Genomic DNA, 15,646 nt, shown 5'->3' with positions numbered 1-15,646 from the left:
AGTTATTTGGTTAGCCCCTTTTTAAATTAATGGATATTACGTTTACCGAAATTTCCTCCTCGTACTTCAGCGACTTCATAAACAGTAACGAAGGATTTCGGATCAATTTCGAGAATGATTTCTTTCATCTTACTATCTTCCAATCGGTTGATAATACATGTGATTTCCTTGAACTGTTCACTGGAATACGCACCTTGAACGATGCTTATAGTCGAACTACGACCAAGGCGGTCACGTATGGTTTCCACCATTTCTTCCGGCTCGCTCGTAATGATTTTATACATTTTGGAACCGCTCAAACCTTCCTCAACGATACTGATCACTTTCGTAGCAATATAGTAAGCAATTGCGGACAGGAAAGCCCCTTGAAGGCCGAAAACAATCGAGACAATGGCAAAAACAAAAACATTCAAAAACAGGATTAAGTCGCTTGTTCCAAACGGCATTCTGCGCGAAATCAAGACAGCTAACATATCAATACCGTCAAGTGCGCCCCCGTTACGCAGCGCTATCCCCATTCCGAGACCGAGGATAATTCCACCGACTACCGTGACTAATAGCGTATCCCCTTGAATAATTGTAGGTACGTGGTGCATCATGCTCGTGCTGACTGCGAGGGTTGCAATTCCCAACACAGAGTAGAGTGCAAAGCTTTTTCCAATCTGTTTATAGCCTAAAAAGACAAAAGGAATATTTAGAATCGCGATGAGAATTCCTAATGGAAAACCGAATAATTGCGAACCAACGATGCTAAGACCTGTTACGCCTCCGTCGGATACTTTATTTGGGATGAGCACAGATTCTAATCCGTAAGCAGCAATGATTGCACCAATCATAACCATTGCACCTCTGAAAAGAACCCTTAAGATTGTTGTTTTTTGTTGTGGTTTATTCATATAGTGTATCCTCTTCTTGGTCGTTTGCTCTATTCTACACTATTCATTATTCCATTGTCAGTTCATTTCCCTTGAACGCTTTCAATGATACCTTTACAACAATAGTGAATGAGCGGAATAGTTTATCGCTCCAACTATTCTTTTGATATCAAATAATTACTCCCCGCCATTTGTTTGCACTGCTTTTTTACTTTACTTCCTTCCTTCGCTAACTCATATGTAGATTGAAAATGACTTTTGAAAATAACTGCGATTGAAATAGTCATTAAAGGAAACAATTCATCTTTTCCATGTCGATTTTTAGAACCAATCCATCCAACCTCTACATCATCCTGCGTGTAAAAGCGAGTGATCGTAGCATCGAACTGTTCAATAATTTGTTCACTATACGGAACACACTTTTCTGACGATGCAACAATAATAAAATCATCGCCTCCAATATGTCCTATGAAATCGTGGGGGACACGATTTCCTCCAATAGATGAGCAAGATGCATGAGCACTTGATCACCGTTTTCAAAACCGTAAACATCATTGTACGGTTTGAAATTATCGAGGTCCAAATAGAGGATACCGTAACGATCCGTCGAATCAATACAGAGTTGTAGCTGTTGTTCAATCAATACATTTCCAGGCAACTCAGTTAAGGGATTCATATGTTTTGCAACATTAATTTCGATTTCCATCGACTTTTCCAGTAATTCCTTAACTGTTACAATTCCATAATACTGTCCATCTTTCGTTATCGTAATGAAATCATAAAGACGGTTCGAATCCCTCATCATTGCAAGTTTAGCAACCATATGAATTGGGGTATTCCTATCCACTTGTAAGAAATTCGTATCCATGATTTCATGTATCTTCCTTTTATTGTATAAACTATACCCATATGTACCACTAATTTTATAATGCAATTGATTTCTGGTAATCACACCAACCAATCGATTTTGATCAACAATGCAACAGCCTGGTAATGTACTATCTTGATCCATCGTTGACTTTACTTCGTCAACTAATGTTGTGACACCAAGAGTTGGCAAAGGGGTAGAAATATTGCCGACAGATGTATCCGTTTTTCGATTCAATGATATATACCGTTTACACTTGTTTTCCACTACAATGATTTCAACTAAGTCATCCCTTATCGGCAGAAGGACAGATTTAGGCTTCTGAATGAAATACCCTTGTCCATATTCGACACCTAAATCGATTAACTTGCATAATTCCTCTTTCGTTTCAATTCCCTCTGCAATAATACTTATTTGAGAAAGATCTGCAAACTCACATAAACTCTTCACAAGCGACTGTTTTATTGCATCGCTGTCTATTTGTCTTATTAACTTCATATCCAGTTTCATGAAGTGGGGATGGATATCTGTAATGATATTCAAGCCTGAATACCCTGAACCTACATCATCGATTGCGATTTGGTAAAGTTGTTCTTTGTAATGATCTACAGTTTTTTTAAAATGGAATAACTTTGAAACCGCTTCTTTCTCTGTGATTTCGAAAACGATTTTATTAGCTTCGAATTTATAACGACTTAAATATTCTCTTGTAAACCCTTGTCTGAACTTCGGGTCACTCATAATATTAGGATTTACATTTAAGAACAATTTGCCTTGCGAGTGAAGCATATGGGCAGATTCCAATGCTTTCGCACGGCATAGAAATTCCAATTCCCAAAGCTGATCATATTCCATTGCATAGGAAAATAACTTCTCAGGATTTTGCAATGGTGTATTTGAGGGACCCCGACTAAGCGCTTCATACCCTAATAGTTCTCCGTCCTTCAAAGAAATAATCGGTTGGAACACTGTTTGGATGTCCTCGTTTTTAATGGTACGGTTAAACAATTCTCTCAAATGCTCTTCCTTTAACCTGATCAACAGTATTCTCTCCATTCAATAGTTCATTACTATCATTATAGTTCAAGTGAATAGTTCTATTATCCGAGAGAAGTAAAATAATTGTAAATTCTTTGTAAAGGTAGCATTTAATATAGCGTTATATTTCATATAAAAGATCAAGCCCTGAAGTTTCTATACGTAAACTTCAGGGCTTGATTAAAAATTTCTATGGAATTAAAACACCTTAATATGATAAGCATCCAATACGAATTGCGGGATTAAAAATCTTGCGGTCATTAACGGATCCACCACCTGACTAATTTGTGCCTGTCCCACAGCACTCATCAGCATAGCTGCCTCTTCAAGGCTTAAATCCGTGTGGCGCTCAAGGAAATGGACCGCCTGCTTCGTTGACTCTTTTACAGCCTCGTCCAAAATCTCTTTTGAAACAATGAATGAAAGTCCTTCTGCATATTTAACGATTGGATGTTCAATCGTTTGTTCCTTCACAACCTCAACTTTCAGAACGGCCGAACCAGCAATCTCGACCCCCGTGCCGCTAATTTCCCCATCTCCCATTGCTCCGTGAAAATCACCTAAGGCAAGTAACGCACCATCGACAAATACCGGTAAGTATAAGACGGATCCTTCTTTGATAACGGTCGTATCCATATTCCCGCCATGCGATTCCGGCGTACCACATGGAATGTCTACATGTTCAGGTGCAACACCAATTACGCCAATCATTTTAGTGATAGGAAATGAAAGTTTATCATTAAAAACGACTTGATCATCTTTGATTTGAACAATTTTCTTCGTCATTTCAGTGAACTCATCGCCCAACATTCCGAGATCCGGCCCCGCAAGAAGTACTCCTTGGTCGTCAATATTGATCTTTTCAATCGTAACCTTCAGCGTATCCCCTTTCCTTGCCTCATTCACGTAAATAGGACCCGTTGCCGGATTGATATGATTCCAATCAATTCCCGAAATCATATCTTCTTCCCGCGGATTTGATTGGATAAAGCATCCAACGTTTCAACTTCAATCGTTTCGCCGCTGTCAATAAAAAGAGCTGGTTTGTTATTCTTGGAAAACGCAAATATCGTATTATTTTTTGCCGATAGTTTTTTCATCAATCTCCCTACTTTCCTAAACGGTATTGTAATTCATGGCAAAACGCCAATAATATAAACGGACCTTCTAAATTCATTTCGAACTGAATGCCGGTTGTCAGCTAAACAAGTCAAAATGAGAAGTATCATTAAATTTATTCACAACGTTTTGCTGATAACTATTTTGACTCAGAACAGTAATACCACCTACAGACGAGGAGAAATATGCATTCACAATCATTTCTGGTTCGAATTTCATCCACCAAGCAAGTATGTATCCTAAAGTTCCCCCATGCGTGACAATCACGAGGTTTTTATCCTTTTCCGACTCATATATCCTATCCATGCAAGCGCAAACTCTGGTATAAAACTCTCGCCAGCTCTCGCCGTCTTGAAACTCGCGATAATCTAAATCAAAACCACTCTTCGTTCGCGGGTTTTTATTCGCTCTTGCCCAATCCTTAGTTTTACCTGCTGCGACACCTGTATTTATTTCTCGAAGTCCTTGATCATGAATGACCTCTCCCCTAACTGCGATCCGACTATCTCCGCGGTTTGAGAGGCTCTCAATAAGTCAGATGAATACAGGTTAAAATCGTTTTTATCGACCACTTCTTTTAATTTCTTCCCAATCATTTCTGCTTGTTTTCTCCCCAATTCAGTTAAAGGAGTATCTGTCCAACCACCTGACATATTATTTACATGATGCTCCGATTGGCAATGCTGAATCAAGATTATCTCGCTCATTCCCATTTCCCCCTATAAATCATTTATCACGCCTTTTATGGAAGCCAGTTTCCATTTAATATACTTAACGGCTCACCTACATCAGAGGCGCAATACGGTTATTGGCTCGTTGTCGCAGATTTCGCCGTTGTCACGGAAGCCAAAGCTTTCATAAAACTGCTTGGCGGCGAAGTTATCAAACCCATATGGGATCCAGCAGTAACTTGCAGGCCCAGCAGGAAAGGTACGGATAAATTCCAAGATTTTTTTCATAGCTTCCCTACCGTAGCCCTGCTTCTGATATTGCTTGTCAATCATCAATCGTAAGATGCAATAGCTGTCATCTGCAATTGACGGGAGTTCATATCCGGTGATTCCATAAGTTATCATAACAAAACCGACCGGCTGCTCATCCGCGTAAATGGCGAACGGAAATGGATGTCCCCCATTGAGTGCGAGGACATAACAGGAAGCCACGCTTGAAAGATTGGACGCAACGAAGCGGCGTTGTTCTTCTGAAACTTCTAGATTAAACACAGCACGACGGTTTTCCAACGTAATTTTTCTAAGTGTTATCATACAGGACTTCACCCTTCTGAAGTTTATTTCAATTGCAATTCTAAAACTTGTAATGTCCCCATAAGGTTCTTTAATAAACCTATCCTTTAATTTTGAAGCACTACGTTGTAGGCAGTTACGTCAATGTATCTATTTTTCAACTATTACAATAATATCACACAACATAAAAAAGGTTCCTTTATTTTAGAAAGATTACTATTTATCCATTCGCTGCCCCAACCCGTATGCTAAAATAAATAAAATTGTTAGTTAAAGGAGAACCCCCCCATGCCTGTCTACAACAAACTTGTACGTGACTTGATTCCAAATGTAATAGCATTAGATGGTAAAACATGTGTCACTTATAGATTGGACGACCCGCAGTATATTACAGAAGTGAACAAAAAAATGCATGAGGAATTAGCGGAATACGAAGGAGCTATGACATCTGATGACGCTGTTGAAGAATTGGCTGATTTGTTGGAATTGATTCACTCGGCGGCGAAGTTTCACGGCGTGACGGTGGAAGAACTGGAAGCAGTTCGTGCGGAGAAAGCAGTTAGACGCGGTGGTTTTGAGGAACGGATCTTTTTGGTGGAAGTAGAAGATGAATACGTTTGAAAAAAATCCATCCTAACTGAGCTCTGACTCAAGGATGGATTTTTAGGTATGAACGTAAAGTTGACAACGATTAATGTTGGGACTAAGAATCAAAGATTTTCCTTCTTTACTATCTTCTCAAGCTCAATTTGGAACTTTTTTGTTTCTTCCGGGTTGTTTACTACTTTCTCAATATCCGTTTGTTCCACAAGGTTCCTTACTGAATAATTCAGCCGGATTAAAGCACTATTGTACTTCTCCTTGAACCATGACTCTTTACGTAGTATCTTAAATTTCTTGATAACTGTTCTATTTTTCTTAGTTGGAATTGACATTACAATTCCTTCAAGCAAACTACCAATTAATTCTGCCATTTACTTTTCCCCTCTTTACACTGACTCTCTTTATTGTAACAAGTATTAAACTAAAAAAGACACCTAATGCATTATTGGTGAAGGTAACAGATTCCGGAATAATTCTAAATTCAATGAGTACCTGACACCACATCGGTTAGGTCTATAAGTTCCTTATCGTCTGGTGGCATGAAAAAGTTTGCGGGGACAACATAATCATCTTGTAGTTCCGTAACAATCGATTGGGAAATTAAATCCCCATTTAAATAAACCTCCACTTTCATTTCCACTTTCGTCTTAACATCGATCCAATACTTGCTTACATAACTATCAGAACCACTGAATTCCCGTTCGTAATAGTAAGTGACTCTTCCGTTAAAATCAATGATTTCGGAGACTGTTAGTGTATCCACTTCCAACAGCAGTTTTGGATCCATTTCATATGTACCATCTTCACGTGGTTCATATTGGATGAAGTGACATACGGGTGATTCTTCCGAATATGTGTAAATAATTTTATCTTTATCATCAAAAACAGTAATTGAAGTTTCATTGTTTTGCGTGTAGAATTCTTTGAAATCACCGTTGGAATAATACTTAGTTATCTCCTGAACCCCGGCCATATTTTCAGCAACCATCTTAAACATATACCTGTCTTCAAACTTCGGCAGCATAATTGCATTATATAAATTAGCTCCGGTCAAGCCATCCAACGGGTCGGTTACGGTGGATTCTGGTGTTTTTTTCGTAGTTTGTGTCGTTGTGGGATCTGTGGTCTCATGATCAATAGGTAAACTTCCCGAATTACAACCAGGTATCAAAACCATTGTCATGATTAACAGTAATAGGATGAATCGTACTCTTTGCATTTTCATAAATGCACCCCTTTTTTCGAACTCTGGACTAACAAACATACTATTATTGTATGTCATGAAGGGTACCATCGTCTTAAACAATTAAGACCCTGGTATTTTGATTATACTTCCCATAGGGATACTGTGACTTCCCATAGAACGCTGCCGACTTCCCATAGACCTGCCGCGTGTTCCCATAGAACGCTGCCGACTTCCCATAGACCCGCCGCGACTTCCCATAGAACGCCGCCGACTTCCCATAGACCCGCCGCGACTTCCCATAGAACATTACCAACTTCCCGTAGACTGCTATTACCATAGATCCCCACGTATCCCCATAGAACACATCCTACCTCCCACGGCCTCACATGAAAAATCCCATAGAAAGACTCATTGAAGTTTAATTGAATAGTGTGATAAATTATATATAAGACTTTTCTGAAACTTGTACTTCAGAAAAGACCGGGTGATGTGCGGAAACACAGCACCCGTACCCAATATACAAATCAATTCAAAATTTGATTAGACACTAATACATTACATATAAAAATAATCCATTCTATTTGAGTATTACTCAAGGATGGATTATTTTTCTGTTTTAATATAAATCTTGCATGAATGTGGACTCAATTAGATAAATGGGTATCTAAAATACCGGCCAATTTCTCTTTAACCGTTTCGGTCGTTACGATGCAGTAGGCACTTGATAACTTGGTCTTGATTTTCAACTCATACCCGCTGTTCACTTTAGGAGAGTAGCCCATAAAATAGCGAACTCTATTAAAATTAATTCCATTTAGTCCAAGCTCTTCCTTCTAAACTGCATACTTTAAAGCATTAAGTTAAGGAGGTGATTATAGTGATTAAGGTAATTGATTACCAAGCAGCACAACCCTTTCGTAGGTTTACTCCAAGTAGACCAACTACGATTCCTCGTTCACCATTAAGGCTTTCATTGGCAACTATTCGAATTAGGATTCCCAGTGGTGCAACTATTAATCGTGTAGAATTAATTGCGACAGTAGGCGTGCATGGGGTTACAGGCACATCCCAAATTTTGTTTAGAATCTTCAGGGACGGAAGAGAAATCTTCAATACCCAAGTAGGGATAGAATCTGATTCTGAATCAGAAGTAAACTATGTAGAAACATTCCAAGCAATAGATTTTAATGTTGGACAAGGTACACATGTTTATCAAGTAACTGCACAAAATTTGACTAGTGGGACAGAGCTGCAGTTGTAGGCCCTGTTTCCTTTAGTGGCTTAGCAACTACTCATAAGGGGTAATGCTATTGTTAGGGTGTACTTGGCCTTAAAGTAGGCCAAGCACACCTTTTGATATCTTTTGTGTGATAAAATAATCCATCCTTGAGTTAGTCACTCAAGGTTGGATTATTTGTGGTTCCTATTACTTTTTCAATACCTCTAATGAATTAATATAATTAGAATTGGAAATAATGAGTAGAAAGTTAAGGAGCTGATACTCATGGTAAGTAGGTATTTTGAAGATAAAAAAGTATATTGCTATATCTGTCGCAAGATCACCTCTTTCACTCAAAAAGACTTACATAATAATAGTGGAGTCGAAAGTCATTGCAGTGAGTGCTTAGAGGTTTGGTTTGAATGGCAAAACAAAGCGGTCGAGAGAGAGATGATCAAGTGGATTAACTATAATAGCACCAAGTTTTCTCTTAAGAGATTAATGAATGCGGAAAAGTAAATGCTGTAAGTCAATAGCTGATGGGTCTTAAGTCCCTAAATGACAATATATCTCGGGAAATGATCGATATATGCTGGGAAATGATCGATATCCTTCTGAAAGTGATCGATATAACGCGGGAAATGATTGATAACCCTTAGGAAATGATCGATATAAATTTCTATATGGTGAATCGACAAGTATTTCGAATGAATCAATAATAAACTTACAATATAATGTTTGTGAGCTTCCACTCAAGGATGGATTATTAATGGTTTACACAAAAACTCCAACTGAAAAGGACCACCTAATGCGCTAACATTAGGTAGTCTGTAAATTGAGGATTATTTTATTAGCGCTTCCTAATTCATTTCAAAATCACCATCTATAAAAATAGTGTGGTGATATAGACAATCAGCGGAATGGTGATCAATGAAAACATAGTAGAATAAACGGTTGTCATAACCGCAGTCTCTTCATCATGGTCATAACGAGCAAATAAAATGGTTGCCAACATAAATGTAGGCATTGATACCTGAACTAAAGCCACAAGTTTAAGATCCTCGGTGATTGGAATCACTTGCAAGACAATAATCATCATGAGAGGGAAAACCAACAACTTCATCAGTAAAGAAATACTGATAAACCGTAGAGATATTGCCTTCTTTTTCTTTGAAAGTGTAGCTATTAATAGACCTATATATATCATGGCTAACGGAGCAGCTAAACCCGCGAATGTTGCTATTAGGTTTTTCACGAGTAAAGGAGGTTCATATCCGGTTATAGCAATGGCTATTCCAACTACGATAGCAATGATCGGTAAATTGATGATTGCTTTAAGCCCTTTTAAAGTAAATCCTCCATTTTTATTCAGCAACACAACGACCAGCGTAAAAACAATTACATCAAGCCCAGCATCAAATATCGCTGCCAATAGTCCACCCGTTGGTCCAAACAATGTTGCACAAAGAGGGATACCGATGAAACCGGTGTTGCCTAATCCCGCGAGGATAGCTATCAATTTTGCATTCATCTCACGAAAACCTAATAGAACTGCACTTATCCAGCCTAATCCGATACCTAACGCATTAAAAATTATGGACATAATAAATATAGTTAGCATTTTCGAAAGTAACAGATCGTTCATTTCAATAGAAAATATTCCATTTAAAATGATTGAAGGCAGCGCGATATTGAGAATAATAATGACTAACAATTGTTTTGATTCAACTGTAACCCTGGTTACCTTCCCGATTATCGCTCCAATACCTACAATGATTGCCATCATGCCGACTGAAGATAGAACAGTTGTAACCTCCATGGCGAACCCCCTCTTCAAGAGATATTATCACTTTTTATGTACCCTGACCAAACGCTATAAAAAGAAAAAGGAAAGCAATTTGACTTGCTTTCCCCAAGAGATTTTCCACTTCTGAAAAATTTTTAGCATATCTATTTGTTTTTTTCAGCTACTTCACATCAAGCAAATCGCTCTAAAATTTGGGAGCTTTCGGCAATGCGATCGACTACGGCATTTCCAATTTGAATCGATGCAGTTGCAGCAGGTGATGGTGCGTTGCAGACATGAAGCGAGTTTGTGCCTGCAAAGATCGCAAAATCGTCTACCATGCTTCCGTCTTGCATGAGAGCTTGCGCCCGCACTCCGGCATGTGTTGGAACGATATCTTCTCGGTCAATTCTGGAATTAGTCGTTGTAGGCTATGCAAAAATGCCTTTTTGCTGAAGGAACGTACGTATTCTTTCATCCCTTCTTTCATATTCGGCATTGCCATCTTCCAGAAGCCCGGATAGGTCAACACTTCAGCTAAATCCTTAACATTAATATCCGTCTTGTTATATCCTTCACGTTTGAAAGCCAATACGGCGTTTGGTCCTGCATGGACGCCACCGTTTATCATTCGGGTAAAGTGTACTCCAAGGAATGGGAAATCCGGATTCGGTACAGGATATATCAAATGTTTCACGAGATGATGTTTTTCCGGTGTTAGCTCGTAATACTCACCACGGAACGGCACTATTTTCATACCTGTTTTCATGCCGGTCATTTTCGCCACACGGTCGCTTTGCAAACCGGCGCAGTTGATGAGAAAACGGGCATTTATCGTTCCACGGTTCGTCTCAATCGTGACACCATCCGTTTTCTCGACGACATTTTCCACTTTCGTTTCAAGACGGAACTCTCCGCCGCCCTCCTGAACGATATCGGCAAACTTCCGTGCAACGCCTTTGTAATCGGCGATGCCGCAGATTGGAACACGGACCGCCCCCAATCCATTAACATGGGGTTCGATTTCCTTCAACTCTTCTTTACTGATCCTCACAACGTCCAAATCGTTCTCGAGGCCTCGTTTATACAGATTCTCCATTAGCGGTATTTCTTTTTGTTCGGTAGCGACGATTACTTTTCCGCATACATCATATGCAATGCCGTGCTCCTTGCAAAACTCCACCATCGATTCGTTGCCTTCGCGTGCAAATTTCGCTTTAAAACTACCTGGCTTATAATAGATGCCGGAGTGAATAACCCCACTGTTATTTCCTGTTTGATGATGAGCCCAGTCTTTTTCCTTCTCGATCATCACAATTTTTGCACCCGGATACCTTTTTGTCAGTGCCATTCCAGTGGATAAACCTACAATTCCACCACCTACAATTGCAAAGTCATACATAATATCCCTCATTTACATTATTTTGTTATAATAAATTAAAGAACGTCTATCTTGATAAATAGGTAAAAGCAACAGCAAGCACTGTTGCTCTACCTTTACTTTATTTCGTTTCAAAACCCATGGAGATAAACTTCTCCTCCAAGTATTCGTTTAAGCCTTGATGTCCGCCTTCACGGCCCATTCCACTCTCTTTAATACCACCAAATGGAGCTTGGGCAACTGTAGGAATCGCATCATTCATACCGATAATCCCGAACTTCAGGGCTTCCGAAACTCTAATGGATCGGCTAATATTTTGTGTATAGAAGTAAGCTGCTAATCCAAACTCCGTACTATTGGCAAGCTCGATTACTTCTTCCTCTGTATCAAATGGGATGATTGGAGCTACTGGTCCAAACGTTTCCTCTTTGTAATGATCATATCTGAATTGACTCCGCCTAAAACGGTAGGTTCGTAGAATAAACCATCAGCCAATTCCCCTTCAATTCTTTGTCCTCCGCAAAGTAGTTCCGCGCCCTTCGACAATGCATCCTGTACATGCGCTTCTGCCTTCAACAGGCCTTCATTGTTTACAAGCGGTCCTACTTGAACCGTCGGATCGACGCTATTTCCTACTTTAAGCGCTTTTACTTTCTCGACAAAAATTTGAGAGAATTTATCGATGACCGAACGATGAACATAGATCCGATTCGCACAAACGCATGTCTGTCCCGTATTTCTAAATTTACTTTGTAAAGCACCTTCAGCGGCTGCCTCTAAATCAGCATCCTCAAAAACGATAAACGGTGCATGTCCGCCAAGCTCAAGGGACAATTTCTTCAATTGTGCAGCTGATTTCGTTACAAACAATTTCCCCACTTCTGTAGATCCAGTGAAAGAGACTTTTCTAACGATAGGATTTTCAAATATCTCATCGGAAATCGGTCCGGATTGTCCTGTAACAATGCTTACAACACCTGCAGGGATACCAGCCATTTCTACTAATTTACCGAACGCTAAAGCACTAATCGGAGACTGACCCGCAGGCTTCACAATAGCCGTACATCCTGCAGCCATTGCTGGACCAACTTTTCGTGTCATCATCGCCAATGGGAAATTCCACGGAGTAATGGAAGCTACCACGCCGATAGGTTGGCGGATCACCATTATCCGTTTATTTACCGCCGAGGCCGGAATTGTTTCCCCATACACACGGCGTCCTTCTTCCGCAAACCACTCCAGGTAGCTTGCAGCAAAATTCACTTCCCCTTGAGCTTCTGTAAATGGTTTCCCCATCTCTAAACTCATGATCTCAGCCAATTCATCTTTGTATTCGTGCATTAGATGGAATAGCTTTGTAAGATATTTAGCACGATCGCCCGCAGTCAATTTCGACCAAGATTTGAGGGCTTCATCAGCCGCTGCAATTGCCTGCTTTGTTTCTTGACGGCCTCCCTTAGGAACTTCGGCTACTACTTTACCTGTCGAAGGATTCACAACAGAAAAAGTTTCACCACTCTCCGCTGCTTTCCATTCGCCGTTCACGTACATTTTTAGTTCATTCAAATCAAGTAAATTACTTATCTTCGTCATGATAAAATCTCCTTTCAGCTATGGATGATTAAACTCCTTAAGCTTTAATTCCTTTTCCGAAATCCTCGTCAATCGAAATTCTCTCATTCTTAAGTACGAACAGATAGCCGACAGAGGCAACGAGACAAATGATTACCGGAATGATCAATGCGATATCAAAGTTATTCAGCTTAGCTACTAAAACCCCTGTTGCGACTGGAGCGATCCAACCTGCGAGGTTCCCAATGAAGTTCTGTAGTCCAGCCAATTTTCCTTCCGCACCCTTTGGAGCAACATCCGACACAGTTGCCCATAGGATTCCTGCTGCTATTCCCTCACCGCCAATTGCAATCGAGATATACACAATCGCCATTACTGCGCTTTCTGCAAAGATCGTAGGAATAAGCAATAGCGGGAATAGCATACCGATTCCTAAAATAGTCTTTCTTGCTTTAATCGAATTCCAACCACGTTTGATTAAACCATCTGATAAAAAGCCGCCTAAGATGTTTCCGAAGAAGGACATGATCCAAGGAAGCATCGTGAAAAACCCGGCATTTATAAGGTTCATATCTCTTTCGGTTACGAGATAGATAGGCAACCAAGTCATCATTAAATACGTAAGGTAGTTATGTGCGAATAATCCATATAACAGTGGATATACATTTTTGAATTTCAATAATTTAAATGGCGATATATTAAGAGCAGGTGCTTTTTCTGTTTCAGATTCATCAGCCTTGATATAAGCTACCTCAGCTTCATTTGCCAAGGTGCTGTCCTTTGGCTGGTTTTTGAAATAGATCAACCAGAATGCAAGCCATATAAAACCGATTGCTCCAACTACCACAAATGCTGCTTGCCATCCCCAATTTTGAATGACCCAAGCAAGTAACGGTGTCGACATTCCAATCCCAATCGCCGTTCCGGAGTTAAAAATCCCGTTTGCGATGCCCCGTTCATGTGATGGCAGCCAATCTGATATAACACGGGTATTAGTTGGAAACGCAGGAGCTTCCCCGATTCCCATCAGAACACGAATACCGATCAACGCTCCAAGAGAGCGACCAAATCCTGTGAAAATTGTACATAAGGACCACCAAACAATAGCAATTGAATACGTCAAACGAGCCCCTAACCTGTCGACAATCATACCGACCGGGATTTGCATTAAAGCATAGGACCAGAAAAACGCTGAACCTAACAATCCAAATTGAACAGGTGTTAGTGAAAGGTCCTCCATCATTGCAGGACCCGCGACTCCAAGGATCGCTCTATCCATGTAGTTGATTGTTGTAGCTACAAAAAGAAGTGCTACGACAAGCCACCTCGCATTTGTCTTTTTCATAAATTCACCCCATTAAAGTAATTATTTCCGGACGCAGAATTAAAAGCTTGTTAAATCTCCCTCATACGCTTTTTCAATAATCATTTGGATGTCAGCAGGCTTTGTAAGTCGAGGGTTTACAAATACGTTTCCACTTCTCATGGAATCCTCCACTAATTTCGGCAATACATCCAATGTAACACCCAACTCTTTAATATTAAGAGGAATATTCATGCTTCGGTTTAGCTCGATAACCGTTTCAATCGCTTCGTTGGCTGCTTCCATTACTGATAAACCGCTTACATCACGTCCTAAAGCAATCGCGATTTCCTTATATTGCTCGGCACACGCTGGTAAGTTGAATTTCATTACGAAAGGCAATAGTGCTGCATTCGCAATTCCATGGGGTATATTGAAAACGCCTCCAAAAGTATGCGAAATGGCATGAACGTTACCTAAACGGGATTGTGAAAACGCTGCCCCTGCTAATAGAGAAGCTTCAAGCATATTTTTTCTGCTTTCCAAATCCGTTCCGACAAAGTAACAGTTTGTTAAGTTTTTGCTGATCATTTTAATCGCCTGCATCGCGAAGGCCTGGCTAATCGGATTTGCCGTCTTAGACGTATAGGATTCAATCGCATGCGTTAACGCATCCATTCCTGTCGCTGCTGTAATTCCCTGTGGGAGTCCCAACGTAAGTACAGGGTCAAGTATCGCTAAATCTGGGAATAATAACGGGCTCAGTACGCCTAATTTAAAGTGTGTCTCCTTATTCGTGACAACTGTTGAATTCGTCACTTCACTGCCTGTTCCGGAAGTAGTCGGGATTGCAATGATTGGAAGTGGAGAATTCGTAAGCTTTCCAACACCTTCATAATCAAAAATATGGCCGGAATTCGTTGCCATCGCCGCAATTCCCTTGGCTGTGTCTATACTACTACCACCGCCTACAGCAAGTACAGCTTCAAATTTATGTTCTTTCAGTAGATCTGTCCCCCGGTGAATTGTTTCAGCGGATGGGTTTGGCTCTACTTCATCGTAAATTTCATAATTCAAGTCAGCCGCAGAGATCGATTTGATAATCCCCTCTAAAAGGCCGGCATCCCTTACCCCTTTATCTGTTACGACTAATACACTTGACACCCCTAAGGTTTTAGCTATTTCCCTGTTTTTTCGGAAACTCCGTTACCGGATTCGACTCGTGTTGGCAAATAATATGAAAAAGACATATCGCAACTTCCTCCCAGTTTACTTTTCTATTTTTCTTATTTTTATAAATCCCTGATCACCTTTTGACAAACAGTAGATTCATCAAAATAATATACAATTTCGAATAAAATATAGCACATTGTATATTGTTTTGTAAATAACAAAAAATATAATGATTTTATACGATTCTAAAAAACCTTATTAAATCAACGTTTACGAGAC

Annotated in this window: 12 protein-coding genes and 4 pseudogenes; 2 read left to right on the top strand and 14 right to left on the bottom strand. The window is 39.9% G+C overall.

Features of this window, described 5'->3' with window-relative positions; translation table 11 throughout:
• Nucleotides 1–26 precede the first annotated feature (26 nt).
• The 6 genes and pseudogenes from QNH10_RS09285 to QNH10_RS09265 form a co-directional block, all read right to left on the bottom strand.
• Nucleotides 27–896: a YitT family protein gene (locus QNH10_RS09285; protein WP_283734370.1), complete on the bottom strand. Its 870-nt coding sequence runs from the start codon at nucleotides 894–896 to the stop codon at nucleotides 27–29.
• A gap of 445 nt (nucleotides 897–1,341) precedes the next feature.
• A complete protein-coding gene (locus QNH10_RS09280; RefSeq protein WP_283734369.1) occupies nucleotides 1,342–2,784 on the bottom strand; it encodes a GGDEF domain-containing protein in 1,443 nt (480 codons plus the stop codon).
• Between the two features lie 195 nt (nucleotides 2,785–2,979).
• The gene (locus tag QNH10_RS09275) at nucleotides 2,980–3,741 is read right to left on the bottom strand and encodes an acetamidase/formamidase family protein (protein WP_347178026.1); all 762 of its coding nucleotides are present in this window, start codon (nucleotides 3,739–3,741) and stop codon (nucleotides 2,980–2,982) included.
• Entirely contained in the window at nucleotides 3,738–3,881 is a 144-nt protein-coding gene (locus QNH10_RS20580; protein WP_347178025.1) for a hypothetical protein, read from the bottom strand. The genes QNH10_RS09275 and QNH10_RS20580 overlap by 4 nt, the downstream gene beginning before the upstream one ends.
• Nucleotides 3,882–3,978: 97 nt before the next feature.
• Nucleotides 3,979–4,553: pseudogene (locus tag QNH10_RS09270) on the bottom strand (histidine phosphatase family protein).
• Nucleotides 4,554–4,688: 135 nt separating this feature from the next.
• Nucleotides 4,689–5,165, bottom strand: coding sequence for a GNAT family N-acetyltransferase (locus QNH10_RS09265; protein WP_283734368.1), 477 nt, complete (start codon nucleotides 5,163–5,165; stop codon nucleotides 4,689–4,691).
• A gap of 267 nt (nucleotides 5,166–5,432) precedes the next feature.
• On the opposite strand from QNH10_RS09265, the gene QNH10_RS09260 reads away from it, so the two are divergent.
• The gene (locus QNH10_RS09260) at nucleotides 5,433–5,765 is read left to right on the top strand and encodes a nucleoside triphosphate pyrophosphohydrolase (RefSeq protein WP_283734367.1); all 333 of its coding nucleotides are present in this window, start codon (nucleotides 5,433–5,435) and stop codon (nucleotides 5,763–5,765) included.
• Between the two features lie 89 nt (nucleotides 5,766–5,854).
• On the opposite strand, the gene QNH10_RS09255 is transcribed toward QNH10_RS09260, so the two are convergent.
• The 3 genes from QNH10_RS09255 to QNH10_RS09245 form a co-directional block, all read right to left on the bottom strand.
• Complete coding sequence (locus tag QNH10_RS09255; RefSeq protein WP_283734366.1) at nucleotides 5,855–6,118, bottom strand: hypothetical protein; 264 nt, start codon at nucleotides 6,116–6,118, stop codon at nucleotides 5,855–5,857.
• 110 nt (nucleotides 6,119–6,228) lie between these two features.
• Nucleotides 6,229–6,972 (bottom strand): hypothetical protein, encoded by a 744-nt coding sequence (locus QNH10_RS09250; RefSeq protein WP_283734365.1) that lies wholly within the window; start codon nucleotides 6,970–6,972, stop codon nucleotides 6,229–6,231.
• 101 nt (nucleotides 6,973–7,073) lie between these two features.
• Nucleotides 7,074–7,280 (bottom strand): hypothetical protein, encoded by a 207-nt coding sequence (locus QNH10_RS09245; protein WP_283734364.1) that lies wholly within the window; start codon nucleotides 7,278–7,280, stop codon nucleotides 7,074–7,076.
• Between the two features lie 530 nt (nucleotides 7,281–7,810).
• Here QNH10_RS09245 and QNH10_RS09240 point away from each other — a divergent pair.
• Nucleotides 7,811–8,238, top strand: a pseudogene (locus QNH10_RS09240) (exosporium protein C).
• A gap of 797 nt (nucleotides 8,239–9,035) precedes the next feature.
• Here the strand turns inward: QNH10_RS09240 and QNH10_RS09235 are convergent.
• From QNH10_RS09235 to QNH10_RS09215, 5 genes and pseudogenes are all read right to left on the bottom strand, one after another.
• On the bottom strand, nucleotides 9,036–9,971 hold the full coding sequence (locus QNH10_RS09235; protein WP_283734363.1) for an AEC family transporter: 936 nt from the start codon (nucleotides 9,969–9,971) through the stop codon (nucleotides 9,036–9,038).
• A gap of 158 nt (nucleotides 9,972–10,129) precedes the next feature.
• Nucleotides 10,130–11,340, bottom strand: a pseudogene (lhgO, locus tag QNH10_RS09230) (L-2-hydroxyglutarate oxidase).
• A gap of 100 nt (nucleotides 11,341–11,440) precedes the next feature.
• Nucleotides 11,441–12,870: pseudogene (locus QNH10_RS09225) on the bottom strand (NAD-dependent succinate-semialdehyde dehydrogenase).
• A gap of 79 nt (nucleotides 12,871–12,949) precedes the next feature.
• Nucleotides 12,950–14,236 carry an MFS transporter gene (locus tag QNH10_RS09220; RefSeq protein ID WP_283734362.1) on the bottom strand — a complete coding sequence of 429 codons (1,287 nt, stop codon included), beginning with the start codon at nucleotides 14,234–14,236 and terminating at the stop codon, nucleotides 12,950–12,952.
• 39 nt (nucleotides 14,237–14,275) lie between these two features.
• Entirely contained in the window at nucleotides 14,276–15,358 is a 1,083-nt protein-coding gene (locus tag QNH10_RS09215) for an iron-containing alcohol dehydrogenase (protein WP_283734361.1), read from the bottom strand.
• Between the last annotated feature and the right edge of the window lie 288 nt (nucleotides 15,359–15,646).

It is taken from the genome of Sporosarcina thermotolerans (genome assembly GCF_030067815.1).
Classification (GTDB): Bacteria; Bacillota; Bacilli; order Bacillales_A; family Planococcaceae; genus Sporosarcina; species Sporosarcina thermotolerans.
Note: the sequence above shows the minus strand (reverse complement) of the source record. Positions and strands in the feature narration are given on the sequence as shown.

Coding starts and splice junctions, on each gene's coding strand:
- QNH10_RS20580 (WP_347178025.1), bottom strand. CDS start 3,881: ATGAAAAAACTATCGGCAAAAAATAATACGATATTTGCGTTTTCCAAG.
- QNH10_RS09250 (WP_283734365.1), bottom strand. CDS start 6,972: ATGAAAATGCAAAGAGTACGATTCATCCTATTACTGTTAATCATGACA.
- QNH10_RS09275 (WP_347178026.1), bottom strand. CDS start 3,741: ATGATTTCGGGAATTGATTGGAATCATATCAATCCGGCAACGGGTCCT.
- QNH10_RS09255 (WP_283734366.1), bottom strand. CDS start 6,118: ATGGCAGAATTAATTGGTAGTTTGCTTGAAGGAATTGTAATGTCAATT.
- QNH10_RS09260 (WP_283734367.1), top strand. CDS start 5,433: ATGCCTGTCTACAACAAACTTGTACGTGACTTGATTCCAAATGTAATA.
- QNH10_RS09265 (WP_283734368.1), bottom strand. CDS start 5,165: ATGATAACACTTAGAAAAATTACGTTGGAAAACCGTCGTGCTGTGTTT.
- QNH10_RS09220 (WP_283734362.1), bottom strand. CDS start 14,236: ATGAAAAAGACAAATGCGAGGTGGCTTGTCGTAGCACTTCTTTTTGTA.
- QNH10_RS09285 (WP_283734370.1), bottom strand. CDS start 896: ATGAATAAACCACAACAAAAAACAACAATCTTAAGGGTTCTTTTCAGA.
- QNH10_RS09235 (WP_283734363.1), bottom strand. CDS start 9,971: ATGGAGGTTACAACTGTTCTATCTTCAGTCGGCATGATGGCAATCATT.